This is a genomic window from Streptomyces phaeofaciens, from assembly GCF_014648915.1.
Classification (GTDB): domain Bacteria; phylum Actinomycetota; class Actinomycetes; order Streptomycetales; family Streptomycetaceae; genus Streptomyces; species Streptomyces phaeofaciens.
Window position 1 is genome coordinate 85,282 of the sequence record NZ_BMSA01000025.1, and the last position, 23,374, is coordinate 108,655.

Here is a 23,374-nt window from a genome sequence, read left to right on the forward strand (position 1 = left end):
GCCATGCGGAAACTGACCTTCGCCATGAACATGAGCCTGGACGGCTACATCGCCGCGCCCGGCGACGACCTCGGCTGGAGCGTGCCGAGCGACGAGCTGTTCCAGTGGTGGTCCGACCGGGTGGCCACGACGGGCCTGGCGCTGTACGGGCGCAAGTTGTGGGAGGCGATGAGCTCCCACTGGCCGACCGCCGACAAGCAGCCGGGTGCCACACCCGCGGCGATCGAGTTCGCCGGCCGCTGGCGGGACATGCCGAAGGTGGTGTTCTCCTCCACGACCAGCACGGTCGACTGGAACACCCGTCTGGTCACCGGCGATGCGGTCACCGAGATCACCAGGCTCAAGGCCGACGACGGCGGCCCCATGGACATCGGCGGTGCCACACTCGCCGCGGCCGCCATGCGGGCCGGGCTGATCGACGACTACGCGATCGTCACCCATCCGGTCCTGGTGGGCGGCGGCACGCCGTTCTTCACCGCCCTGGACCACTGGGTGAACCTGAGCCTGGTGGAGACCCGGACGTTTCCCGGCGGCATCGTACTGACCAGGTACGAGACCAGGCGCTGAGTGCCCGACGACGCATCGTGCGGCCCCGGCCTGGCCGCCATCGCCAACGCCAACGCCCTGCGCGTCGGCGACCACCCGATCGAACGGCTGGGCTGAGCACAACGAGCCGGCCCGCCTTGCTCACACGTTGTCCCCGGGAAGGCCCGCCGCCCGGGTTTCGGAGTCGGTCAGCGGCTCCAACTCCCCCTGCGTGTCGAGCCGGTAGACCAGCACCAGGGCGGGGCCCACCAGAACGACCGCGACGATCGTCACGATGCCCAGCCAGCGCAGCGTGTGCGCGGCGCCGGCCCCCTCGGCCACCGTCAGTGTGGTCGGCAGCAGATAGGGCCGCTGCGCGAACCCCCAGGCCACGATGGCCAGGGCAACCGTGGCCACCGCGGTGTGCCGTGACCAGCGGTGCGCGCGGATCAGCAGCAGCACGACCGTCAGTACGCCGAAGCACGCTGCCAGGATCACCATCAGCAGGCCCAGGCCCCGGGTCATCCCGTGCCAGACGTAGGGGGCGTCGTCGTGGGTGACCGGCAGGGCGATCGCCGCCAGCACCACCACCGCGCCGAAGGCGATCAGGGCCCGCAGCCGGAAGTGGTCGACGAGGTCGTCCGCACCGAACCGGCGCGCGTCCGCGACCAGGAAGACCGCCCCGAGGAACGCGGTGGCCGCGATGGCGAGCAGACCCGCGAGGATCGACGTCGGGTTGGCCCACACATGCGCGGTGGCGGGCGTGCCCACCGCCACCCGGCCCGAGGCGATGCCGCCGAGGACGGAGCCGAGGAAGTACGGCGTGATGAGCGAGGCGACGGCGAACACCGCCCCGTACACGCGCCGTCGGGCCAGCCGCCTGCTCGGCTTGCGCAGCGCGAACCCGGCACCGCGCAGCACCATCCCGACGGCCGCGAGGACCAATGGCAGCCACAGGGCGGTGAACACGGCCTGGAACGTCGTCGGGAAGCCGGTCCACATCAGGACGAGCACGAAGATCAGCCAGACGTTGTTGACCTCCCACACGGGCGCCATGGCGTGGTCGATCAGCCGGCGCACCCGCTTGCCCCGGTCCGCGCCGCCCGCCAGCAGGTCCCAGAAACCCGCTCCGTAGTCGGTGCCACCGCCGCAGGCGTAGGCGGCGATCACCACGACGAGGACCCAGGCCATGACGTCCGCCATCAGTGGTCATCTCCCGGGCGGCCTTCGGACGGCCCGGTGCCCGGTCCGCTGCCGGACGGTACACCGGCGGTCGCCGCGCCGGCCCCGGGCCGGGGCCGGGGTCCGTACGGGGTGTCGGTCTCGGGATCGAGGGCGGCCGCCGCTCCGGCCGCGGCCTCGTCGGCCACCCTCCACCGGGTGCGCATCTTCAGCAGGACCGCCAGGAACGAGCCGAAGACCGCGACGTACACGACCACGACGACGCCGAGCATGGTCCAGATCCCCCCGGCCCGCGTCTGGGTGACGGCCTCGGACACGCGCATGTGGTGGTAGACGATCCAGGGCTGGCGGCCGACCTCCGTGGCGATCCAGCCGCACTCGACGGTCACCAGGCAGGCCACGCCGGCGAACGAGGCGCAGCGCAGGAACCAACGGTTGTCGGGCATGTCCCGGTGGCGCCACCAGAGCCACGCGTACCAGAGGGCCAGCAGGATCAGCACGCTGCCGATCATCGCCATGACGTCGAAGCAGAAGTGCACGAGCGTCGCCTCGGCCGCGGTCGGACGGTTCTCGGCCGGTACCGAGGTCAGTCCGGTCACCTTGGTGTCGGGGCTGAACCCGGCCAGGATCGAGTCCAGTTGCGGAATCCTGATGCCGCCTGAGACGGACCCGTCGGAGTGCAGCCGGCCGAAGACGTACTCGGGCACGTGGGTGTCGGTCTTCCAGACGATCTCCATGGCCGCGAACTTCACCGGCTGCTTCTGGAACACCGAACGGGCGGCGGAGTCACCGAGGAAGCCCTGGATCGGCGTCAGGATCGCGGCGACGGTGAACGGCACCGTGAAGCCCAGCTTGTGGTAGCGGTCACGGCGGCCCCGCAGCCAGCCGACCGCGTACACACCGGCGACCACGTACCCGGCCGTCAGGAACATCGCCACGACGAAGTGCCAGTACTCGGTGCCGAGGATCGGTGTGAAGACGGCCCTGCGCACGTCGACGTCGGTCGGATTGCCCTGGGCGTCGAGGCTGAAACCTTGCGGGGTGTTCATCCACGAGTTGGCGGCGATGATCCCGAACGACCCCATCATGGCGGCCAGCGGCAGCGGCACGGCCAGCCAGAAATGGGTCCACGGCTTGAGGCGGCGCCAGCCGTAGAGATAGATGGCGATCATGACGGCTTCGAGGAAGAACGCCCATGCCTCCACGCCGAAGCCCAGGCCGAACACGTCCCCCCAGCGCCCCATCATGCCCGGCCACAACAGCCCGAACTCGAAGGACAGCACGGTGCCCGTGACGACACCGATGGCGAACTGCACCGCCATCACCGCCGACCAGCGCCGGGCGAGCTTCATCGCCACCGGATCGTCGCGGCGCAGGCCCCGGTAGTGCATGACCAGCGTGATGAAGGGCAGTGCCACGCCGAAGGGGACGAGCAGGATGTGCGAGGCCAGGGTGAAGGCCATCAACTGGCGGGACGGCAGGAGCTGGGCCGGTGTGTCGGTGGCCAGGTGCACTGCTGTGCTGAGCATAGGTGCCTCGGTGATCTTCACCCGCCTCGGCGGGGAACGCAGGGACAGGACGACGGCGGCGGAGGCGGCCCCCGGCCCGGATCAGGGCTCGCGCAGCGCCGCGGTGACTCCGTCCTGCTGAGCGGGCCCGGTGCCGGGCAAGACGAAGGCCCGCTCCCGCCGCGCGCCGGAGGCGAAGACGACGGCCCAGCTCAGTACCGCGCCCAGCCTGCTGCGGAACCCCGTCAGGAAGGCGATGTGGATGAACAGCCATGCCAGCCAGCCGACGACGCCCGACAGGTGCACGGGTCCGGCCTTGACGACGGCCCGTCCGCGCGAGATGTAGGCGGCACTGCCCAGGTCCACGTACGTGAAGGGCTTCGGCTTCTTCGTCCGGGCCTCCACCGCGTGACGCACGGCTCGCCCCGCGTACGCACCCGACTGCATGGCGACCTCGGCCAGTCCGGGCAGGTGGTCGAGGGCCATCACGTCGCCGACCACGCGGATCTCCGGGTGGCCGGGAAGGGTCAGATCGGGTTCGACGGCGATGCGGCCGGCGCCGTCCTGTCCTGCGCCGGTGGCCCGCGCCAGGGCACCGGCGATGGGCGGAGCCTCGACCCCGGCCGTCCACAGCACGGTGCGCGCGGGGTGCCGGGTGGTCGTGCCGTCCCGCTCCTTCACCGTCAGGCCCCGCTCGTCGAGGTCGGTGACCCGCGTGCCCAGGTGGAGCTCCACACCGAGATCGCGCAGGGCGCGGGCGGCCCGCCCGGCCAGACGGTCTCCGAAAGGCGCCAGCACCTTGTCGGCCCCCTCGAAGAGCAGCACCCGGGCCTTCAGGGGATCGATGGTCCGGAACTCCCGGTCGAGGGTGTGGCCGGCGATCTCCCGGATCTGCCCGGCCAGTTCCACCCCGGTCGGCCCGCCGCCGACGAGGGCGAAGGTGAGCCAGTGCCGCCGGTCCCGGGCGTCCGTGGCCGACTCGGCCATCTCGAAGGCGCGGTAGATCCTGCGACGGATCTCCAGGGCGTCTTCCAGCGTCTTCATGCCCGGCGCGTGCGCCGCGAACTCGTCGTGCCCGAAGTAGGACTGGCGCATACCGGCCGCGACGATCAGGTCGTCGTACGGTACGACGACGCTGCCGCCCTCCGGCCGCCGCGCGTGGACGGCGCGTCCCTTCACGTCCACGTCGGTGGCGTCGGCGAGCAGGCAGCGCACGTTCGTATGACGGCGCAGCACCGCACGCAACGGTCGCGCGATCTGGCCCTCCGACAGAATCCCGGCCGCGCACTGGTACAACAGCGGCTGGAAGAGGTGATGCGCCCTGCGGTCGATCAGCGTCACCGCGACCGGCGACCGGCGCAACGCGCGCGCGGCGAACAGCCCGGCGAAGCCGCCCCCGATGATCACCACCCGGCGGGGCGTCACATGGTCTTCCACGGGCTTCAGCCGCCGGTGGCGAAGCCGGGGAAAAGGGTCATCCCGCCGTCGACGTACAAGGTCGTGCCGACCACGTAGTCGAGCAGGTCGGACGTGATCGCGACGACGGCGTTGGCGATGTCCTCGGGGTCGCCGACCCGGCGGTACGGGATGAGCTTGAGGAGCTCGGCCTCGGCGTCGGGGGTGTCCCAGGCAGCCGTGTTGATCGGGGTGCGGATGGCGCCCGGTCCTACCGCGTTCACGCGGATGTGGTGCGGGGCGAGCTCCTGGGCCAGGGTCTGCATCATCATGCCGACGCCCCCCTTGGAGGAGGCGTAGTTCACATGGCCCGCCCACGGGACGATCTGGTGGACCGAACTCATGCAGACGATCTTGCCCGCCGAGCGGGACACCTCCGGGACGACACCGCGCCGCATGAACTCCTTGGCGGCCTCTCGCGCACACAGGAACTGGCCCGTCAGGTTGACGTCGATGACCTTCTGCCACTGGGCCAGCGTCATGTCCACGAGCGCGGAGTCACGCTGGAGGCCGGCGTTGGCCACCATGATGTCGATGGTCCCGAACTCCCGCACGATCCGCGCGACCATGTCGACGACCTGGTCCTCGTCGGACACATCGGCCTCGTGGGCGTAGGCGTTGACCCCGAAGCCCCTGATCTGCTCCACGACCTTCTCGGCCTCGTCCGCTCCGACGACGTAGTTGACCACGACGTCCGCCCCGGCCCGGCCCAGGGCGATGGCGGTCGCCTTGCCGATACCCGAGTTCGCACCGGTCACCAGGGCCTTCTGCCCTCGCAGAAGCCGTGCGATCAGCGGCGTACCGCTTTCCTCGACACTTCCTGCCACCACGATCCTCCTCGCCCGTTTCTCTCCCGCAGCCGCTCCCCCGTCGGCGGGAATACCTCGCGGAAGACGCCAGAATTCGGTGGCCAGCAAAATGCACCGGCAACGCGGGCGGCAGCCCGACGCGCAAGGCCGAACCGCTTCGGCCGCCGATGTCACTCCGCTGGCTCACGCGGATCGAGAAGACGTGAGCGAAGCCCCGGAGCGTCCCCGGGACCATCGGTGTGCTTCCGCTGTATGGCGGTGGGCGTCCGCCGGGCGGCCGAAGTCCGACACGGCGCGCGGCCGTCGGCGCCCCCGGAAGAAGGGCGCCGACGGCCACCGGCCTTCAGCGGTTGGTCCACAGGTTCCAGAAGAAGGTGCCATCGGCGCACTGGTAACGGTCCCAGTGGCCGCGCTCGATGCCCTGCTGGCCGGCCGTCTGGCAGCCGCCCAGGGTGACGTACTTGCCGCGGTGGACGTCGAGGCCGTCGGCCGCACGGACAGCGGCCACGTGCGAGGAGGCCGTGGCAGGCGCGGCAACGGCGGGCGCCGCGCTCAGCCCGAGGCCGGTGACGGCGATCGCTGCGAGGGCGGAGAGCAGGGTACGTACATGCATGGTGAGAGTCCTTTCGATGAGGGGTTCTTGAGTCGGCGCATGCCGCCTGTACTGGCATGGGCACGACCTCCGGCGCTCACCCTCAGGGGTGATCTGTGCAGCCGGTACGCCGAGTTTGCGGGGCTGGATCCGCCTGCACAACCAGATCCCGTTTGCTTCCCCGATGTCGGGATAAATACATTCCTGACCTGCTGGGACGTGGCTGTCCCGGGACGTGAAGCAGTCGACGGGACAGCGTTGCGGCGCCCCTTCAGGGAGACCTCTATCCATGAGTGGCCAACTACCGGAGCACGTAGCGGCAGCGCGAAGGCTGGGCGAGGCGCTGCGAGGACTGCAACAGGTCTCGGGCCGCACGCTTCGAGACCTGGAGACCCAGGTCCGCATCAGTGACTCGTCCCTCTCCCGCTACTTCCGCGGCACAACGGTGCCCCCGTGGGCTGTCGTCCGGGACGTGTGCCGGGCTTTGGGAGCAGACCCCGGCGAGTACCGGGCACTGTGGGAGGCGGCCGACCGCTGTCGTCCCCATGAGCCGGCCGGTGCCGCGCCGCCGCCCTCACCGCAGGAGCCGGCCCCCACCTGGTGGTGCCGTCTACGCGGGCGGTTGTCGGGCCGGTGGGCTTTCGCCGCGGCCGGCACCGCCGTCGGTCTCGCGGCCGGGCTGCTGCTGATGCTGCTCAACCTGGAGAGTTCACCCGCCGCTCTCCCCGCACAGGGCGCTGCCGGAGTGAAGGGCACCGGGACCGGCTACGGCAATGCCGGTCTGCTCGTCCACAACGTCGAGGAGGAGTGCCAGAAGCCCCGTACCCCGACGTGCGCACTGCACCTGGCCTGGGACCCCTACCGCCCCTACGTGACCGCCAACTCGGCCGAGCGCGTCTGGCATCACGACCTGCTCCATGCCCGGTGCCGGATCGCCGACGGCGTCACCGTCACCGATGAGAACGAAAAGCACAGCAGCATCTGGATCCAGGTCACACGCAAAGGGCAGCACCTCTGGCTCCCCGGTATCCGCGTCGATCCCAACAGCCTCAACCAGCTCAGCGCCGTCCTGCCCCGATGCCCCGTGTAGGGAGCGGGCCCCGTACAGGGAGCGGACTCCGTAGAGGGAGGCGCGGCTCCGCCGCCCGCCGACGGGGTGCAGAACCGGCCTGGGGGCAATGCGAACCGGTCCGGTCCGGTGGGTGCAGTCGGGTCACAGGCCGAAGGCGCCGCCCTCGATGAGGATGAGCAGGCCGAGGGAGATGAGGACGAGGGGCAGCAGGATGTGGCCCCAGCGGGCGAGGGCCTTGGCGATCACCGGACGGGTGGCGAAGAAGCGGCCGGCGAAGCACCACACCGCCACGAGCGCGAGGAACACGACGGCGTACACGCTCATGCCGCCGATGCCGGCGGTGGCGAAGACCGGGACGTAGACACCGATGTTGTCTCCGCCGTTGGCGAAGGTGACGGCGGCGACCTCCAGTGAGGTCGGGCCGCCTTCCCTCGTCCGGACCTCCTCGTCGTCCCCGTCGCCGCCGCGGTCCTGCCATGCCTGCCATGCCTGCCAGGCCACCTTGAGGCCGAGGGCGAGCGGGAGCAGGCCGAGGTAGGGAACGGCGGACTCGGGCAGGAAGGTGGCGCCGAACGCGGCGGCCACCGCGACGGCGAGGACCACTCAACTCCAGCGAGTCGCTTTTTGACCATCTCGAGTCGCTATTTGCCCCGGTCAATCCGATGTCTTCGGCATAGTTTGAACACATCACCCCTCGACCTCCGGTCCCTCTCGGACAGATACCCAAGCAAGGGAAGAAAGCCATGAGCAACGCAAAGAACACGGTCCTTCAGGCCGCCGCCGAGCTGTTCGGCCACAAGGATCCCTCCGCCGTGGACCGCTGGGTGGCCGCGACCTACAAGCAGCACAGCGCGCTCGCCGCCGACGGACCGGAGGCCCTCCGCGGGCTCGTCGCCGGCCTGGGCGAGGACTTCCGCTACGAAGGGGCCCGGGTCATCGCCGACGGCGATCTGGTCGCCCTGCACGGCATCTACCACGGATTCGGTCCGGACCCGCTCGTCGGATTCGACATCTTCCGGGTCGACGCCGACGGCAGGCTGGCCGAGCACTGGGACGCCCTGACCCCGCTGGTCAAGGACACCGTCTCCGGCCGCTCCCAGACCGACGGCCCCTCCGCGGTCACCGAGACCGCCAAGACCGACGCCAACCGTGCCCTGGTCGCCGGGTTCGCCGAGAAGGTCCTCGTCGGCGCCGACTACTCGGCGCTGACCGACTACATCTCCACCGAGACCTACCACCAGCACAACACCGAGGCCGCCGACGGCCTCGACGGCTTCGGGGCGGCCGCGGCCCAGTGGGCCGAGCAGGGCAAGAATCTCGTCTACAAGAAGGTCCACAAGGTCATCGCCGAGGGCGAGTTCGTCCTGACGCAGTCCGAGGGCGAGTTCGGCGTACCCGTCGCCTACTACGACCTCTTCCGTGTCGCGGACGGCAGGATCGTCGAGCACTGGGACGTCATCGCGCCCAACCCGGACGAACTGCCGCACACCAACGGCCTGTTCTGACCGGCCCGCACACCACCCGAACCACCGAACGCGTCGACCTACGGAGCGCAAGCGGATGAGCAACCTCACCTACGCGGGAAGTCGTACAGGTTCAGCGACAACGGCGTCGTCTTCCCCCGAGGGCCGGACCGGCGAGCTGCACGTCGGCACACTCCAAGCAATGTGACCCACGTGCCGACGGCCCGGCCGACGCGCGCCGTCGTGGCGATGCCGGGCCATCGGCGCACCTCGTTCACCCACCCCACCCGGAGCCCTCGGTGACTGCGATCGACGCCGAGCCCGACGCCTTCGCCCGGACTCGTCGAAAGCCCCTGGCTCCCCGACGGGATCCCACCCCGACCGTCCCGGCGGCACGGGCTCGGCGACCCGTGCTCTGGCCGCAGCCCGGTTCCAGGGGACATGTTCACAGCGCACGAGGAACCCGGCGTCAGTCGGCCACAGGCATGGGTGGGACGCGGGTGAGTCTGGTCACGAACAGCGTGGCGTCGTCTGCCGAGTTGGCCGGGCGTACGGCCATGAGGGCGTCGCACACCTCGTCCAGAGGTGTCTCGGTGTGGTGAACCGCCCGGCGGAGCATGGTGATCCCTTGGTCGAGGTCCAGGATCGTGCTGCGGTCTTCGATCATGCCGTCGGTGTAGAGGACGAGCAGGCTTCCGGGCGGGACGGCGAAGTGGGTGTTCTCGTATGTGTGGTCGAGGCCCATGCCCACGGGCGGCCCGGGGTCGGCCGCCAGGGTGTCCGCCGATCCGTCCGGACGGACCAGCAGCGGCGGTGGATGGCCGGCGAGCGCCAGCCGGAGGTCTCCGGTGACCCCGTCGTACACGACGCAGACGCAGGTGGCGGGGAGGTCGGTGTCGGCCCCGTCGTCCAGTCCGTCCAGCCGGGTGAGGAGCTGGCCGGGTTCCAGGCCGACGGCCAGTAGAGCGCGGGCTGAGGAACGGTATCGGCCCATGGCCGCGGCCGCACCCAGGCCGTGGCCCATGACGTCACCGACGGTCAGTCCGATTCGTCCTCCGGGGAGGCGCACGGTGTCGTACCAGTCGCCGCCGGCCAGGGTCCCGTTCTGGGCGGGCAGGTAGCGGTGCGCCGACTCGGCCCAAGGAACGTCCGGCAGGCGTGCGGGCAGGAGATGGCGTTGGAGGGCCAGCGTGGCCAGCCTTTCCCGCCGGTAGAGCAGGGCGTTGTCGAGGGCCATGGCGGTGCGAGCGGCGATGTCGCGCATGGTGAGCACGTCGTCGGCATCGAAGTGTCCGGGGGCGGAGAAGGTGATCGCCCCCAGAACCTGTCCGGCGGCGAGCAGCGGTGCGGAGATCGCGTACTGCGTCTGCTCCTGGGCTTCCTCTACGTGGAAGGAGACGACGTCGGCCGAGCGGATGCACTCGCCGACAGGGGTTGATGCCGCACGGGACGGCGGCAGATCCCGGTCCGGATGAGCAGGGCCATGGTCTGCGGACGCGCTCAGAGGGTGGACCTGCGGCGGGGCGGACGTGTCCGGGCAGGCAGTGGTGCGCTGCTGGGCGGTAGCGCCCATGGGCGAGTCGGGGGTCCGGTGCACTGCGCCGGCGAGGAGGTCGACGGTGACGGTGCGGGCGAACGCCGGGGTGCAGGTCGCCGACAGCTTCGACGCGACGCTCGCCACGTCCAGCCCCTGGCTGAGGCTGGCACTGATCCGGCTGAGCAGTTCCAGGCGGCGTTGGCTTCGCGCGGTGTCCAGCAGCTCCGCTCTCGTGCCACCCAGGTCGTGCACGACGCCGGCCTGACCGAGGATGCGGCCATTGGCGTTTCGGAGCGGGAAGAGTGTTCCCACCGCCGCGTAGGGAGTGCCGTCGGGTCGGATCGCGGCCACATGGAGATTGTTGATCGTCTCGCCGCCGTCGGTCACCCGTCGCAGCATGTCCTCGTACGCCTGTGGGTCGGGAAGATCGAGGACGTCCAGGATGCTGCGGCCCAGATGTGCGGCGACGGGCAGGCCGTTGAGGCGGGCGAGGGTGTCGTTGATGAAGCGGTAGCGCAGGTCGGTGTCGAGAACGGCCAGACCGACCGGTGCCGAATGCAGGAGGAGGTCCGCCGCCTCGGGGTCGCACCAGTGGATCTCCTGGGCGTTGCGGCCGGCTACGGCGACCAAGCCTGTGCCGGTGGCGAGTGGGACGGGCACGGCATGCCACCGAACATTGCGGCAGGTCCCGTCGAAACAACGCAACCAGTCCGCACGGACTCCACCGCCGGCCCGGAGCAGCTCCGCGACGAGTGCACGGCCCTGACCGACAGGACGGTCGGAGAGTACGGAGAGGTCGCAGCCGATGATGTCGGAGGGCGGGTGGCCGGTCAGTGCCTCGGCCTCGGAGTTCCACTGACTGATACGGCCCTCGGGATCGATGAGTGCGATGGCCGGGCCGTCGTCGCGTGCCGTCGGGTCCTGCCCGTGCGGCTGCGCACCAGACGCCCGTCGCGGTTCATCCGGAATGGGTACCTGCATCACCTGGCGTCCCGGCACAACTTGTCTCCTCGTGCGCCGACGGCACGTCCCTGGCCCTGTCCGGCACCACCGCAGGCTATGCGCCTCGCCTCCGGTTCTCCCGGGAAAGGCGGGAAGTGCCACTCGGTGGAGTGATGGACAGCGGTCACGGACGTCGCATCGGTCCGGCGATCCGGTCGTCACACTCCTCACGCCCCCTCACGCCCCCCTCTCGCCCCCTCTCGCCCCTTTTACGCCTCCTCGCGAGCGGGGGCGGCGCGCGGGTGCTCCGGCACGCGGGCCGGCGGACGATACCGCCGGGCTGTGAGGCGGGGGCGGAGCAGCGACAGGACGGTGGCCGCCATGAGCAGGCCGGCGCACAGGAGTGTCGCGTGCGCGAAGGCCGTGCGGGGGTCGCCCGACGGCCCTGATGTGCCGTGCAGATAGCTTCCGGACACGGCGCTCAACGCGACGGCGGCGGCGATTCGCTGAGCCATCTGGAGGAGGCCGCCGGCCACCCCGGCGGCCTCGGCCGGAGCGTGTTGGAGGACCAGGGCCTGGTTCGGGGAGATGGTGAGCCCGGCGGCGGCACCGGACAGGAGTTGAACGGCCGCGAGGGCCGGCAGCAGTCGGGGGCGTGGTGCGGTGAGCGCGACGGCCGCTCCGCCCAGCAGTGTCAGGGCCCCCAGGGCGAGACCGAGCGTGACGGTGTGCGGTCCGAGGCGGCGCACCACGCGCCAGGCGACGGCCGAGGTGACTCCCATGGCCGCGGCCGACGGAAGGGTGACGAGGGCTGCGGTGAGCGCGGACTGTCCGAGACCGCTCTGCAGGAACACGGTCAGCACCAGTGTCGCGGCCAGCGAGGAGCCGAAGCTCGCCATCGCGATGGCTGTGCCGAGCGTGTAGGGGCGCGAGCGCGGGAGTGAGGGGGGCACCAGCGGAACCCGCCCCGACCGTATGCGCGAGCGGTGGCCCGCAACGAGACAGCACAGCGAGCCCACGGCCGCACCGACCCACAGCGCCGTCTCCAGAGGATTGCCCGGCGTCCTGATGAACGGCAGCATCAGCGCCAAGGCCAAGACTCCCACCGACACGAGTCCCCACCAGTCGAGTTCGCTGTGCCCGGCCGTCCGTCGGGCGTCCGGGAGCCAGCGGAACGCGAGCCACAGCGTGAGCATCCCGCACGGCGTGCTGAGGAGCAGGCAGAGCCTCCACCCGTACTCCGGTCCGCAGGCCGCGACGAGGGCGCCGCCGAGCGCGGGTCCGAGTGCCGCGGCGACGCCACCGGTGACGGCGTACAGGCCCAACGCGCGCGCCCGGTCCAGGCCGTTGAAGTGATCCTGGAGAGTGCCGATGACCTGGGAGTTGACCAGACCCGCCCCGGCGCCCTGCACGAGCCGCGCCGCGATCACCACGTCCGCGCGCGCACCGGAGGCGGCGACCACGCCGAACAGGACGAAGGCGGACAGTCCGACGAGGAACAGCCCTTTGCGCCCGTGCACATCACCGAGGCTGCCGCCCGGCACCAGCATCAGCCCGAAGGCCAGCGAGTAGCCGGCGACGATCCACTGCACATCGGTGGGCCCTGCTTCCAGCGACTGACGCAGCGCCGGCACAGCGATGTTGAGGACCGACTGGTCGAGCAGGGTCGTGACCCCTGCCGCCATGGACACCATCAGCACCCGCCGGGCGGCGCGATCTTCTCCCGGGAGCATGCGCACATGGTCACACCGGTGTCCGCCCGTTGTCCGCTGTCCAGACGCTCTGTTCGCAGAACGGAAACATCGCGTTCGTAGGTGACGAGGGTGGGGCTGAGGGATGGGGTCCGGCGCGCGCCCAAAGTTCCCCTGCCGCGATCTCAGACCGCCCCTCGGGCCACCCCCGTGAGAAGGGGGAGTGCCGGATCCGCCGTCCACTCTTCCAGCGACCCGTCGTACATGACCAGCGAGTCGACGCCGGCCAGCGTCAGGGCCAGGGCGCTCAAGGATGCGGAGATTCCTCCGCCGCAGTACAGGACGACCGGGCCCGCGTTCCGGTCCGGCAGGCGGGCCGCACGGGCGCTGAGGTCAGGGTCGGCGAGGAGGCGGCCGTCGCCGTCCAGGAAGTCCTGGGCGGGCAGGCTCACGCTGCCTGGGATGCGGCCCCGCCTGCTGTAGCGGGTGGGTGTGGTGCCCTCGAAGTGGGCGGCACCCAGCGCGCACACCAGGATGCCGGACGCGCGCCCCTCGCTGACGGTACGGGCACCGTCCTTGTCGATCCACAGCGACGGCCGTGTGTCATCTCCTGCCGCCGCGCGGGGAAAGGGTTCGCCCGTCGGCGGCCTCGCCGTTCCGCCCGAAGGTGCGGCCGAGGACGCGGTCGTGAGCGAAGCCACCGGCAGACCGGCGTCGGTCCAGGCGGGCAGCCCCCCGTCCAGGACGCGGGCGCGCACGCCGGCGTCACGCAGTACCCACCACAGGCGGGCCGCCCATTGCAGCGAGCCCTGGTCGTAGAGGACGACGGTGGTGCGCTCGTCGGCGCCCAGGGAGGCCAGCTCGCGCCGGGTGGTGTCACGGGACGGGTGGGCGAAATGGTAGGGCGCCGTGGGATCCGTGAACGTGGTCAGCAGATCCACGTGCCGGGAGCCGGGAATATGCGCCCCGGCCCAGGCGTCGGCCCCCGAGGCGGCCCGGTAGTCACCGTCGTGCGCGGGCGACGAGAGAGCCACCGTGGCGTCCAGTACGAGCACCGGCACCGGGACTGCGACCGTCACCGGGTCTGGGACTGGGCCTGAGGCCTCCCCGGAGTCGGGTGCGTGCGCAGCCGCCGACCCCGCCTGCCTCGGATCCGCCGGGAGGAGACGGGCCGCCGTGAGCAGGCCGGCGAGTTCACTCGCGTCGATCAGGACACCCTCGCGGTGTGCAACGGACGTGCCCAGGTTCATGCGGCGCCTTTCGAGAAGCCCGGCGGAGGGGACCGGGGTGGGGATCACGGCGGGGATCCGGCAGGGATCACGGCGTGGGCCCGCCTGGCCGGGAAGCGTGTCCGTGCCGTGCGGGGAGGGCAGGAGCCGGGTTCGGATCCACAGCGTATACGCAAGCATACGTTTCATGTACAGTGAGCTCATCACGTATCCGCACTCTTCGGATCGGCACCTCCGCACCCCCGGGCGCGGGCGTTCCGCTCCGGCCGAGGACCGCCATGCCGAGACACACCCCGTCCGCTCCCTCCCCCGGAGCGCAGGACGCGCCCGCCGAGGCACCGCCCTCGGGCTCGGAGCTGTACTGGCGCCTGCGGAGTGACGTCATGGAAGGCCACTTCCCTCCGGGTTCGGCCCTCATGGAGACAGTCCTGAGCAGCGACTACGGCGTGTCCAGGACCCCGATGCGTGAAGCGCTCGCGCTGCTGGAGCACGACGGACTGCTGGAGCGCGCCCCGCGGGGCTTCCGGGTCCGCTCGGGCACGGCCGAGGATGTCGTGGAGATCTACGAGGCACGCATCGCGCTGGAGGCGGAGGCCGCAGCCTCCGCGGCTCTGCGGGCCACCGAACTCGACCTCGCCCGACTGCGTCGGCAGCACGAACTGATCCTTCAGGCGGACACGGAGGACGGGCAGGCGGCCGCCCGGGCGGCCAACTTCCGCTTCCATGAGCTGCTCTGGCAGGCGGGCCACAACGCCACCATCACCGAGCTGCTGGTGAAGCTCACGGCCCGGCTGCGGATCTACGACAGCGGACCTCCGTCCGCCTTCGGCGGGATCGAACCGCTGCACCAGGAGCACGAAGCGATCCTGCGCGCCCTGCACGCCCACGATGCCGACCGTGCCCGCGAGGCCGCCCGTACGCATCTGCGCCGCAGCCTGGAGCAGCGGATCAACGCGCTGGTCGGCGGCGACGAGGACAGTCAGTCGTGACCCGGCGGACCATTCCCGCGCGGTGGGGAGCAGTCACCCGAGGCCATGCGACCGGGCCCGTGAGGCGTCTTCGGGGCCTCTGTCCCGGCATGCGGAGCGCCGGCCGAGCGAACAGGCAAGGGTGTTAGGCTCACCGCCACCAGATCAGATGATCTAGCTACAAACCGTCTCAAAGCATCGTCAAGTGCCGCCCCGCGTCACCCATACGCAGAGGCCTACGCATTCTCGGGAAAGGAGCAGCGGATGTACCCGACCCCCGTACGCGGGCTCTCGCTCCTCCGCGCTCCTTCCCTCGGCCGCATCGACCGCGACCGCCACCTCACCCCGCGCCGCCACGACGGCCGTCTCCCCCTGCGCCGCCACGACCGGGACCGCCGTCTCACTCTGCGCCGCCACGTCGATCACGGGCGCTGCGCCAGCGCTTTCTGTACCGCCGGCTGACCCGCGCCCGCTTCTGACGGGCGCCCTGTCTCCCGGCGTCGCCGCACCGCACGACGCACGCGCCTGATCCGCCGCCCGCCGCTCGCGGCCGACGGACGGGCCCCGGACATCAGCCCTTCGTGCCGCGCACCGCGCTCCCTGTCACCGGCGCACCGAACCGGCTCCGGGCCACAGCACCGCCCGCCCCACACCGGCTCGCCTCCCCTCTCCACCTCCGCGCCCGCCGTCGCCGTCACTCCACGCCGCCGTCCGCGCACCTCGAGGCTGCCCCCTCGTCGATCTGGAGCATCCCGTGCCCCCCTCCCCGTCATCCGCCTCCACCGCCCCCTCCGGCACCGAGCCGCGTCGCATACGTCTCAACGGCCTTCGTCAGTCGACAGTGGGGCACACCGCGATGGGTCTGTGGCGGCACCCCGACAGCGAGGCACACCGCTACCGGGACCTGGCCCACTGGATCGAGACCGCCCGCATCCTCGAGCGCGGCCGGTTCGACGCCCTGTTCATCGCCGACGCCCTCGGCCCCCTAGACGTCTATCGGGGCTCCACGCGGGCGGCCCTGCGCGACGGCATCAACACCCCCACCGACGACCCGCTCCTCCTGGTCAGCGCGCTCGCCTCCGCGACCACGCGTCTCGGATTCGCGGTCACCGTCTCCTCCACCTATGAACGCCCCTACGCGTTCGCCCGGAAGATGACGACGCTCGACCACCTCAGCGAGGGACGGATCGGCTGGAACATCGTCACCTCCGCCCTGGACAGCGCCGCCCGCAACCTGGGCCTGGAGCGGCAGATCCCCCACGACGAACGGTACGCCGTGGCCGAGGAGTTCATGGAGGTCGTCTACAAGCTCTGGGAAGGCAGCTGGGAGAACGACGCCGTGGTGCGCGACACGGCCTCCGGCGTCTTCGTCGACCCTTCCAAGGTGCACCCGGTGGCCCACAAGGGCACCTACTTCACCGTCCCGGACATCGCCCTGTCGGAACCGTCCGTCCAGCGCACCCCCGTCCTGTACCAGGCCGGTACCTCACGTGCCGGTCGGCGCTTCGCCGGACGGCACGCCGAGGGTGTCTTCCTGTCCGCCTACAGCCCCACTCTGGCCCGCACTCTCGTCGACGCCGTGCGCGCCGAGGCCACCGAGGCCGGACGCGATGCCCGGGAGCTGCGCTTCTTCGCCATCGCCACCGTCGTCGTCGCGCCCACGGATGCGGAAGCCCACGCCAAGTACGAGGAGTACCGCTCCTACACCTCCCTTGAAGGCAGCCTCGCCCGCTACAGCGCCCTTCTCGGCATCGACCTGTCGGAGCTGGACCCCGACACCCCTCTGGAGTACGCCGACACCGAGGGCATCCGAGGTCTGCTGGAGGTGTTCACCCGCCTGGACCCCGACCGCACCTGGACGCCTCGCGAGATCGCCGAGTTCGTCGGTGTCGGCGGTGGCGGGCCGGTCCTCGTCGGCTCCCCGCGGACGGTCGCCGACGAGCTGGAGCGCTGGGCCGAGGACGCCGACCTCGACGGTTTCAACATCGCCGACCCGGTCCCGCCGGTCACCCTGCGCGACTTCGTCGACCGCGTCGTCCCCGAGCTGCAGCGCCGCGGCCGGGTGTGGACCGAGTACGAAGGCAGCACGCTGCGCGAGCACACGCACGGCCCCGGCCGCACCCGGCTGCCCGAGAACCATCCCGGCGCCCGCCACCGGCGCCCCTGACCCCCCGCACACCGCCCCGCCCCTCCCCCGGCCCACGCCCCCTTCCTCCGGAGCCCCCGTGTCCCACATCCGCGTCATGCTCGACTACTTCCACCCCTGGCCCAACTCCGCGGGCTTCTTCGTCGCCCGCGACCGCGGCTGGTACCGGGAGGCCGGGCTGGAGGTCGAACTGTCCGTGCAGGACCCTGGACGTGGCGACACCCTGGAGTATCTCGCCCGCCGCCAGTGCGACTTCGGGATCTTCCCGCCCAACCGCCTCCTGGTGCGCCGTGCCCAGGGGCAGCCGCTGATCGCCGTCTCGGCTGTCAACCACCGTGCCCTGGAGGCCGTTCAGACCATCACCGGGCGCGGCATCGAACGCCCCAGGGACCTGGCCGGGCGGCGCCTCGCGTACAACCCGACCCCGCGAGGCAGAGCCCTGGTGCGCCACCTGGTGGCCGCGGACGGCGGTGATCCCGACGCCGTGGTGACGGTCGACGCCGGCTATCGCGAACTGACCGTCGACGACCTGGAGTCCGGCGAGGCCGACGCCACCTTCGGCGTCTACTGGTCCTGGGACGCACTGCGCGGCGGCCTCCCCGAAGAGCGCCGGCTGACCTGGCCCGTCGACGAGATCGGCGCCCCCCGCTACCACAGCTACCTCCTGGGAGCGCACGAGGAGACCGTCCGGGCCGACCCCGACGCGGTGCGCCGGTTCCTCGCCGCCACCGCGCGCGGCTTCGCCGAGGCGGCCGCCGACCAGCCCGCCACCCTGGCCCTGCTGGAACGCGTCATCCCCTACTTCCCGCGCCCGCTCATAGCCCGCTCGCTGGAACTGGTGGCTCCGACCTGGACGGACCGGGACGGCCGCTGGGGCACCATCGCCGAGAACCGCATGGGTCCCTACGCCCACTGGCTCGCCACGCAGGGCGTCCTGTCCACGGCCGACGGCTGGCGTACGGCCTACCGCACCGACCTGCTGCCGGACCCCGCCCTGCCGGATGCCGCCGCGGTCCTCGCGGCCCGGTCCGGCGCATGAACCCGCCCCCGTCCGGCGCCCGCCGCCGCCATGGCGCCGGGCCGCCGTCCCTCGGCCCGGCCCGCCCCCGGGCCGCCCTGCCGTGTCCCGGCCCCACGCTCGGCACCCCACGCACCGCCGCCCCGCTCCCGCCTCCCCGTACCGGGCACCACCCGCCCGCCGCAAGAAACGAGCCCGTCCCGTGCATCCGTCCCGCCCGCTGCCCCATGCTCCGCGCCGAGCCGTCCGTCTGGCGCTGACGGCCGTCGCCGTCGGCACGCTGTCCGTCGCCACGGCCTGCTCCTCGGACTCCGGTTCCGACCGGAGCGACGCCAAGGGTCTGGCCGAGGTCACCCTCGCCCTCGACTGGACACCGAACACCAACCACACCGGCATCTATGTCGCCCAGCAGCTCGGCTGGTTCAAGGACGCCGGGATCGACCTGAAGATCGTGCCCTACGGGTCGACCTCGCCCGAGACGCTTCTCGCCCACCACAAGGCCGACTTCGGCATCTCCTATCAGGAGGGCCTCACCGCGGCCCGATCGGCGGGCCAGGACCTCACCTCGGTCTACGCCGTGACCCAGAAGACCAACGTCACCATCGCGGTCTCCGCCGACCGCAAGGACATCACCTCCCCCAAGGACCTGGACGGCAAGACCTACGCCGGGTTCGGCGCCGCCTACGAGAAGCCCCTGCTCCGGTCCGTCATCAAGAACGCCGGCGGCACCGGCGAGTTCACCTCGGTCACCCTCAACACCTCGGCCTACTCGGCCCTTTACGCGGGCAAGGCCGACTTCGCGATGCCGATGCCCACCTGGGAGGGGCTGGAGGCGAAGCTCAGCGGCAAGCCACTGAAGAACTTCGAACTCACCGACTACGGCTTCCCGGAGATCTACTCCACCCTGATCGCCTCCTCCGACGAGTACCTCGAGGCGAACGGCGCGACGGCCAGGAAGTTCCTCGCCGCGGTGGCACGCGGCTACGCCTACGCCGTCGAGAATCCCTCCAAGGCCGCCGACCTGCTGATCAAGGCGAACAAGGGCGTGCTGACCAACACCGAGCTGGTGCACGCGAGCGAGCAACTGCTCGCCGACTCCTACTACCGCGCGGCCGACGGCTCACTCGGCACCCAGTCCGCCGACCGGTGGAAGGCGTTCGCCGACTTCGAGTACAAGGCCGGGCTGCTCAGCGACGCCGACGGCAAGAAGCTGACCGCCGCCCCGGACACCTCGTCGTGGTTCACCGACGACTACCTTCCGGAGAAGTCGTGACCAGGACGCCCACCGGCACCGGCGGCGGCACACCCCGGACCACCGAGCCGACCGGACCCGTCACGGAAGAGCCCGCCACCGGCGGGCTCCCGGCCCGGCCTCCCGCCTCCGCCCCGCAGACCACCCGCCCCACCGCGTCAGCCACCAAGCACCCGACGCACGCCGGGTCCGCTCCCCTCTCCCTGATCCTGCCTCCGCTCCTGGTCGTCACGGCGGTCCTGGCCGTCTGGCAGTACTGCACCCGCGCGGCCGCCGTGGACCCCACCGTCCTGCCCAGCCCCTGGCGCGTCCTCTCCCAGGGCTGGGAGAACCGGCAGGACCTGTGGGACGCGACACTGCCCACCCTCCAGGAGACCGTCGCCGGCTTCGGGATGTCGTTCGCCGCCGCCTGGCTGGTGGCCGTCCTGCTGGACTTCTCCACCTGGGCACGCCGCGGCCTGTATCCGCTGCTGGTCGCCTCCCAGACCATCCCCGTCGTGGCCGTCGCCCCCCTCCTCATCATCTGGTTCGGCTTCGGCCTGTTCCCCAAGATGCTGGTGGTCACGCTCGCCACGTTCTTCCCCCTCACCGCCAACCTCGCCGCCGGATTCGCCTCCGCCGACCCGGAGGCCATGCGGCTGCTGCGCTCCCTGGGCGCCGGCCGGACACGCACGTTCCTCATGGTCCGCGTCCCCAGCGCGATGCCGTACTTCTTCGCGGGGCTCCGCGTCAGCGTCACCTACGCCGTGGTCGGCGCGGTGTTCGCCGAGTACGCCGGCGCGGAGAACGGACTCGGCATCTACATGCAGGCGCAGAAGAGCGCCTTCCGCACCGACCTCGTCTTCGCGGCCGTGGCGGTGACCGCCGCCCTGAGCATCGCCCTGTTCGCCGCGACCTACCTCGTCGAGCGCCTCGCCCTGCCCTGGAACCGGACCGCCCGGCGGAAGGAACACCCATGAGCACCCCCGACGGCAGCCTCCCTCCCACCCCGGACCCAAGGCTCCTGCTGCGCCGGGTCGACAAGAGTTACGACGGTCTGGACGTCCTGCGCAGCCTCGAACTGTCGGTCGCACCTGGCGAGTTCGCCGCCGTCATCGGCCCCAGCGGCAGCGGCAAGAGCACCCTGCTCAACCTCGTCTCGGGGCTGGACCATCCCACGGCCGGAGACATCCTGGTCGACGGCGAACCCCCGCGCACCCGCTCCGGCCGCGTCGCCTACATGCCGCAGAAGGACCTCCTCTTTCCCTGGCGCACCGTCCTCGCCAACACCGCCCTCGGACTGGAGGCCCAAGGAGTACGCCGGACCGAGGCCCGCCGCCGCGCCGCGGCGCTGTTCGACGCGTTCGGCCTCGACGGCTTCCAGAACAGCTATCCCTCTCAGCTCAGCGGCGGCATGCGCCAGCGCGCGGCACTGCTGCGCACCGTCGTCCTGGAACGCCCGCTTCTGCTGCTCGACGAGCCCTTCGGTGCCCTGGACTCCCTCACCCGCCACGACCTCCAGCGCTGGCTCGCCCACATGTGGCACACCTACCGCTGGACCGTCGTGCTGGTCACCCACGACATCCGCGAGGCGGTCCTGCTCGCCGACACCATCCATGTGCTGTCGCCACGCCCCGCCTCGGTGACCGCACGCATCGAAGTCCCGCGCCCTTCGCGCGGCGGGGGCGGGCCCCGCTCCCTGGACCCCGTCACCGCCGCCGAGGTCGAGGAACGTGTCCTGGCCGCGCTCGCCGCCCCCGTAGGAGCCCCACGATGACCACACCTCGTGACCTGACGGAACCTGCCCCGCCGGCGACCCACGGCCTCGGCCATGAACGCGTCGAACCCGACTGGGCGCCCCTCACCGCCGCAGAGGCGGCGCACGTGCTCGGCGGCCCCGCACGGCTGCGCTGGCACAGCCCCCGCCCGCTGTCGGCGGCCGCCGTGGTGGAGCACGACGGGAGGCGTGTCTTCCTCAAACGGCACCACACCAGCGTCCGCACCCTCGCCGGGCTGGAGGAGGAGCACGCCTTCCTGCGCCATCTGCGCTCCCGCGGAGCCCCGGTGGTCGATGTCCTCGGCAGTACGGCCCGTGGCGAATGGACCTACGAGGTGCACTCGCTGGGCATCGGCACGGATCTCTACCAGGACGCCCTGTCCTGGACCCCTTTCGCCTCCGCCCACCACGCCCGTGCAGCGGGCTCCGCTCTCGCCCGGCTCCACCTGGCCGCCGTCGGCCACGACGCGCCGGCCCGCCGGGTCCAGCCGCTGGTGTCGTCCTTCCGCGTCTTCTGCGCGCCCGACCCCCAGGGCGCCCTCGACGCGTACGCCGCCGAGCGCCCGGCCCTGGCCGAAGCCCTGCGTGCCGACCCGCTCGATGCCGATCTGGCGCGCTGGCACCTGCCCCTGCACGCCGAGCTGATCCCGCTCCTGCACGAACTCGAACCCCTGTGGACGCACAACGACTGGCACGCCTCCAACCTGCTGTGGGACACGGCCGGCAGCGGGGACACCGTGTCCACCGTGCTCGACTTCAACCTCAGCGACCGGACCACGTCGGTGCACGACCTCGCGGTGGCGCTGGAACGCAACATCTTCGGCTGGCTGGACCTGCCGAGCGGCCATGTTCCGGTGCAGTACGCCCACCTGACAGCCCTGCTGGAGGGCTACGCCGCCGTCCGCCCCCTCACCGAGGCCGAAGCCGAGGCGCTGCCCGCGCTCCTGCCCCTGGTCAACGCCGAGTACGCGCTGTCGGAGATGCACTACTTCCACGAAGTGACCCGCTCCGCGGAGAACACCGCGCTGGCGCGTGCCTACTTCACCGACCACACGCGCTGGTTCACCACGGAACCCGGCCTGCTGGCCTTGCGCCACCTCAGGGACATCGCCCGAAACCTGACCAGGCACTGACGGCGTCCGCCCCCGAACAGGTGCTGGAGGTCGTCGGCCCCAGCACAGGCGTCGAGGCATCCTCGACTCACGGACCGGCCAACCCCAGCTGGACGGATGCCGCGTCGACGGTCTGCTCCAGCAGGACCGCGATGGTCATGGGCCCCACCCCGCCGGGGACCGGGGTGATCAGCCGGGCACGGGTGCGGGCGGTGTCGAAGTCGACGTCGCCGACGTTGCCCTGGTTGTATCCGGCGTCGATCACGACGGCCCCGGGCTTGACGTCCTCGCCGCGAACCAGCCGAGGCCGCCCCACGGCCGCCACGAGGACGTCCGCTTCCCGCACGGCCGCGGCCAGGTCCGTCGTGCGGGAATGGCAGTACGTGACAGTGGCGTCACGGGCGAGCAGGAGCATGCCGACGGGCTTGCCGAGGATCGCGCTGCGGCCCACCACCACCGCACGTCGGCCGACGAGATCGACGTCGTACGCGTCGAGCAGTCGCATGATCCCGCCCGGGGTGCACGACGCGAACCCGGGCCGTCCGAAGCTCATCGATCCGAAGGAACTCATCGTGACGCCGTCGACGTCCTTCTCCGGCGCGATGGCCTCGAACGCCTCCCGCTCGTCGATGTGCGAGCCCACGGGATGCTGCAACAGGATGCCGTGCACCGCGGCGTCCTGGGACAGGGACCGCAGGGTAGCCACCAGCTCAGCGGTTGTGATGGTGGCCGGCAGGCGGACGAGCCGCGAGTCGATGCCGGCCTTCGCGCAACGGGCGCGCTTCATCCGGACGTACGTCACCGACGCCGGGTCCTCGCCCACCAGCACCGTCGCGAGGCAGGGCGTCACCCCGGCACGCCGAGCGATCTCCGCCGCCCTGCCCGATGTCTCCTCGAGGATACGTCGGGCCAGTGCGGCCCCGTCCATGAGCCGGGCTGTCTGTGTCTGGGACATGGTCGCCTCCAGGCGTCGCTGACCACTCGCCCAGGCGCACGGCATCGACCCATTCGGCAGGCCGCTCCCCGGTGGTGCTCCACCTCAGCGCCAGTCACGGCCCACGCACCACCGTAGTGGACAGCTTCTGCGCGGATCATGAACGGAAGATCAAAAGACTTC

Annotated in this window: 21 protein-coding genes, 1 pseudogene and 1 riboswitch; of the genes and pseudogenes, 11 read left to right on the forward strand and 11 right to left on the reverse strand. The window is 71.3% G+C overall.

Annotated elements, in window-relative coordinates; translation table 11 throughout:
- The first annotated feature begins 3 nt into the window (after positions 1 to 3).
- The gene (locus tag IE275_RS33785; protein ID WP_189716282.1) at positions 4 to 567 is read left to right on the forward strand and encodes a dihydrofolate reductase family protein; all 564 of its coding nucleotides are present in this window, start codon (positions 4 to 6) and stop codon (positions 565 to 567) included.
- A 120-nt stretch (positions 568 to 687) separates the two neighbouring features.
- Here the strand turns inward: IE275_RS33785 and IE275_RS33790 are convergent, their stop codons facing one another.
- The 5 genes from IE275_RS33790 to IE275_RS33810 all read right to left on the reverse strand — a co-directional run bounded on the left by IE275_RS33790 (position 688) and on the right by IE275_RS33810 (position 6,092).
- The gene (locus tag IE275_RS33790; RefSeq protein WP_189716284.1) at positions 688 to 1,728 is read right to left on the reverse strand and encodes a cytochrome d ubiquinol oxidase subunit II; all 1,041 of its coding nucleotides are present in this window, start codon (positions 1,726 to 1,728) and stop codon (positions 688 to 690) included.
- Positions 1,728 to 3,236, reverse strand: a complete 1,509-nt coding sequence (locus tag IE275_RS33795) for a cytochrome ubiquinol oxidase subunit I (protein ID WP_189716286.1) — start codon at positions 3,234 to 3,236, stop codon at positions 1,728 to 1,730. The genes IE275_RS33790 and IE275_RS33795 overlap by 1 nt, the downstream gene beginning before the upstream one ends.
- A gap of 81 nt (positions 3,237 to 3,317) precedes the next feature.
- A complete protein-coding gene (locus tag IE275_RS33800) occupies positions 3,318 to 4,652 on the reverse strand; it encodes an NAD(P)/FAD-dependent oxidoreductase (RefSeq protein WP_189716288.1) in 1,335 nt (444 codons plus the stop codon).
- Between the two features lie 5 nt (positions 4,653 to 4,657).
- Complete coding sequence (locus IE275_RS33805) at positions 4,658 to 5,497, reverse strand: SDR family oxidoreductase (RefSeq protein ID WP_229870837.1); 840 nt, start codon at positions 5,495 to 5,497, stop codon at positions 4,658 to 4,660.
- A gap of 325 nt (positions 5,498 to 5,822) precedes the next feature.
- The gene (locus tag IE275_RS33810) at positions 5,823 to 6,092 is read right to left on the reverse strand and encodes a hypothetical protein (RefSeq protein WP_189716290.1); all 270 of its coding nucleotides are present in this window, start codon (positions 6,090 to 6,092) and stop codon (positions 5,823 to 5,825) included.
- Between the two features lie 268 nt (positions 6,093 to 6,360).
- Here IE275_RS33810 and IE275_RS33815 point away from each other — a divergent pair, with 268 nt between their 5' ends.
- The gene (locus IE275_RS33815; protein ID WP_189716292.1) at positions 6,361 to 7,161 is read left to right on the forward strand and encodes a helix-turn-helix domain-containing protein; all 801 of its coding nucleotides are present in this window, start codon (positions 6,361 to 6,363) and stop codon (positions 7,159 to 7,161) included.
- A gap of 123 nt (positions 7,162 to 7,284) precedes the next feature.
- Here the strand turns inward: IE275_RS33815 and IE275_RS33820 are convergent, their stop codons facing one another.
- Positions 7,285 to 7,746: a cadmium resistance transporter gene (locus IE275_RS33820; RefSeq protein ID WP_189716293.1), complete on the reverse strand. Its 462-nt coding sequence runs from the start codon at positions 7,744 to 7,746 to the stop codon at positions 7,285 to 7,287.
- Positions 7,747 to 7,886: 140 nt separating this feature from the next.
- On the opposite strand from IE275_RS33820, the gene IE275_RS33825 reads away from it, so the two are divergent.
- Positions 7,887 to 8,648 (forward strand): nuclear transport factor 2 family protein, encoded by a 762-nt coding sequence (locus tag IE275_RS33825; RefSeq protein ID WP_189716295.1) that lies wholly within the window; start codon positions 7,887 to 7,889, stop codon positions 8,646 to 8,648.
- 427 nt (positions 8,649 to 9,075) lie between these two features.
- Here the strand turns inward: IE275_RS33825 and IE275_RS33830 are convergent, their stop codons facing one another.
- The 4 genes and pseudogenes from IE275_RS33830 to IE275_RS33840 form a co-directional block, all read right to left on the reverse strand.
- Positions 9,076 to 10,773 carry a SpoIIE family protein phosphatase gene (locus tag IE275_RS33830; protein WP_229870847.1) on the reverse strand — a complete coding sequence of 566 codons (1,698 nt, stop codon included), beginning with the start codon at positions 10,771 to 10,773 and terminating at the stop codon, positions 9,076 to 9,078.
- A gap of 18 nt (positions 10,774 to 10,791) precedes the next feature.
- A pseudogene (locus tag IE275_RS47290) lies at positions 10,792 to 11,124 on the reverse strand (PAS domain-containing protein); the annotation flags it as partial.
- Between the two features lie 230 nt (positions 11,125 to 11,354).
- On the reverse strand, positions 11,355 to 12,818 hold the full coding sequence (locus tag IE275_RS33835; protein WP_189716299.1) for an MFS transporter: 1,464 nt from the start codon (positions 12,816 to 12,818) through the stop codon (positions 11,355 to 11,357).
- 143 nt (positions 12,819 to 12,961) lie between these two features.
- Complete coding sequence (locus IE275_RS33840; protein WP_189716302.1) at positions 12,962 to 13,855, reverse strand: sulfurtransferase; 894 nt, start codon at positions 13,853 to 13,855, stop codon at positions 12,962 to 12,964.
- A gap of 428 nt (positions 13,856 to 14,283) precedes the next feature.
- Between IE275_RS33840 and IE275_RS33845 the strand changes: the two genes are divergently transcribed.
- From IE275_RS33845 to IE275_RS33880, 8 genes are all read left to right on the forward strand, one after another.
- Positions 14,284 to 14,994, forward strand: coding sequence for a GntR family transcriptional regulator (locus IE275_RS33845; protein ID WP_189716304.1), 711 nt, complete (start codon positions 14,284 to 14,286; stop codon positions 14,992 to 14,994).
- 243 nt (positions 14,995 to 15,237) lie between these two features.
- A complete protein-coding gene (locus IE275_RS33850) occupies positions 15,238 to 15,435 on the forward strand; it encodes a hypothetical protein (RefSeq protein WP_189716305.1) in 198 nt (65 codons plus the stop codon).
- Between the two features lie 379 nt (positions 15,436 to 15,814).
- Entirely contained in the window at positions 15,815 to 17,140 is a 1,326-nt protein-coding gene (locus IE275_RS33855) for an LLM class flavin-dependent oxidoreductase (protein WP_268255315.1), read from the forward strand.
- 58 nt (positions 17,141 to 17,198) lie between these two features.
- Entirely contained in the window at positions 17,199 to 18,158 is a 960-nt protein-coding gene (locus IE275_RS33860; RefSeq protein WP_189716309.1) for an ABC transporter substrate-binding protein, read from the forward strand.
- 181 nt (positions 18,159 to 18,339) lie between these two features.
- Positions 18,340 to 19,410 (forward strand): ABC transporter substrate-binding protein, encoded by a 1,071-nt coding sequence (locus tag IE275_RS33865; protein WP_229870849.1) that lies wholly within the window; start codon positions 18,340 to 18,342, stop codon positions 19,408 to 19,410.
- Positions 19,407 to 20,348, forward strand: a complete 942-nt coding sequence (locus IE275_RS33870) for an ABC transporter permease (RefSeq protein ID WP_229870851.1) — start codon at positions 19,407 to 19,409, stop codon at positions 20,346 to 20,348. Before IE275_RS33865 ends, IE275_RS33870 begins: the two co-directional genes overlap by 4 nt.
- On the forward strand, positions 20,345 to 21,145 hold the full coding sequence (locus IE275_RS33875) for an ABC transporter ATP-binding protein (protein WP_189716313.1): 801 nt from the start codon (positions 20,345 to 20,347) through the stop codon (positions 21,143 to 21,145). Before IE275_RS33870 ends, IE275_RS33875 begins: the two co-directional genes overlap by 4 nt.
- Positions 21,142 to 22,278 carry a phosphotransferase enzyme family protein gene (locus tag IE275_RS33880; protein WP_189716315.1) on the forward strand — a complete coding sequence of 379 codons (1,137 nt, stop codon included), beginning with the start codon at positions 21,142 to 21,144 and terminating at the stop codon, positions 22,276 to 22,278. The genes IE275_RS33875 and IE275_RS33880 overlap by 4 nt, the downstream gene beginning before the upstream one ends.
- Positions 22,279 to 22,345: 67 nt before the next feature.
- On the opposite strand, the gene IE275_RS33885 is transcribed toward IE275_RS33880, so the two are convergent.
- On the reverse strand, positions 22,346 to 23,212 hold the full coding sequence (locus tag IE275_RS33885; protein ID WP_189716317.1) for a bifunctional 5,10-methylenetetrahydrofolate dehydrogenase/5,10-methenyltetrahydrofolate cyclohydrolase: 867 nt from the start codon (positions 23,210 to 23,212) through the stop codon (positions 22,346 to 22,348).
- Between the two features lie 21 nt (positions 23,213 to 23,233).
- A riboswitch (ZMP/ZTP riboswitch) is annotated at positions 23,234 to 23,320 on the reverse strand.
- Positions 23,321 to 23,374 lie beyond the last annotated feature (54 nt).

What these genes read in the sequence shown, in the direction of transcription:
- IE275_RS33825 (WP_189716295.1), top strand. Translation starts at nt 7,887, where the DNA reads ATGAGCAACGCAAAGAACACGGTCCTTCAGGCCGCCGCCGAGCTGTTC.
- IE275_RS33835 (WP_189716299.1), bottom strand. Translation starts at nt 12,818, where the DNA reads ATGCTCCCGGGAGAAGATCGCGCCGCCCGGCGGGTGCTGATGGTGTCC.
- IE275_RS33795 (WP_189716286.1), bottom strand. Translation starts at nt 3,236, where the DNA reads ATGCTCAGCACAGCAGTGCACCTGGCCACCGACACACCGGCCCAGCTC.
- IE275_RS33850 (WP_189716305.1), top strand. Translation starts at nt 15,238, where the DNA reads ATGTACCCGACCCCCGTACGCGGGCTCTCGCTCCTCCGCGCTCCTTCC.
- IE275_RS33785 (WP_189716282.1), top strand. Translation starts at nt 4, where the DNA reads ATGCGGAAACTGACCTTCGCCATGAACATGAGCCTGGACGGCTACATC.
- IE275_RS33815 (WP_189716292.1), top strand. Translation starts at nt 6,361, where the DNA reads ATGAGTGGCCAACTACCGGAGCACGTAGCGGCAGCGCGAAGGCTGGGC.
- IE275_RS33885 (WP_189716317.1), bottom strand. Translation starts at nt 23,212, where the DNA reads ATGTCCCAGACACAGACAGCCCGGCTCATGGACGGGGCCGCACTGGCC.
- IE275_RS33875 (WP_189716313.1), top strand. Translation starts at nt 20,345, where the DNA reads ATGAGCACCCCCGACGGCAGCCTCCCTCCCACCCCGGACCCAAGGCTC.
- IE275_RS33880 (WP_189716315.1), top strand. Translation starts at nt 21,142, where the DNA reads ATGACCACACCTCGTGACCTGACGGAACCTGCCCCGCCGGCGACCCAC.
- IE275_RS33810 (WP_189716290.1), bottom strand. Translation starts at nt 6,092, where the DNA reads ATGCATGTACGTACCCTGCTCTCCGCCCTCGCAGCGATCGCCGTCACC.
- IE275_RS33845 (WP_189716304.1), top strand. Translation starts at nt 14,284, where the DNA reads ATGCCGAGACACACCCCGTCCGCTCCCTCCCCCGGAGCGCAGGACGCG.
- IE275_RS33790 (WP_189716284.1), bottom strand. Translation starts at nt 1,728, where the DNA reads ATGGCGGACGTCATGGCCTGGGTCCTCGTCGTGGTGATCGCCGCCTAC.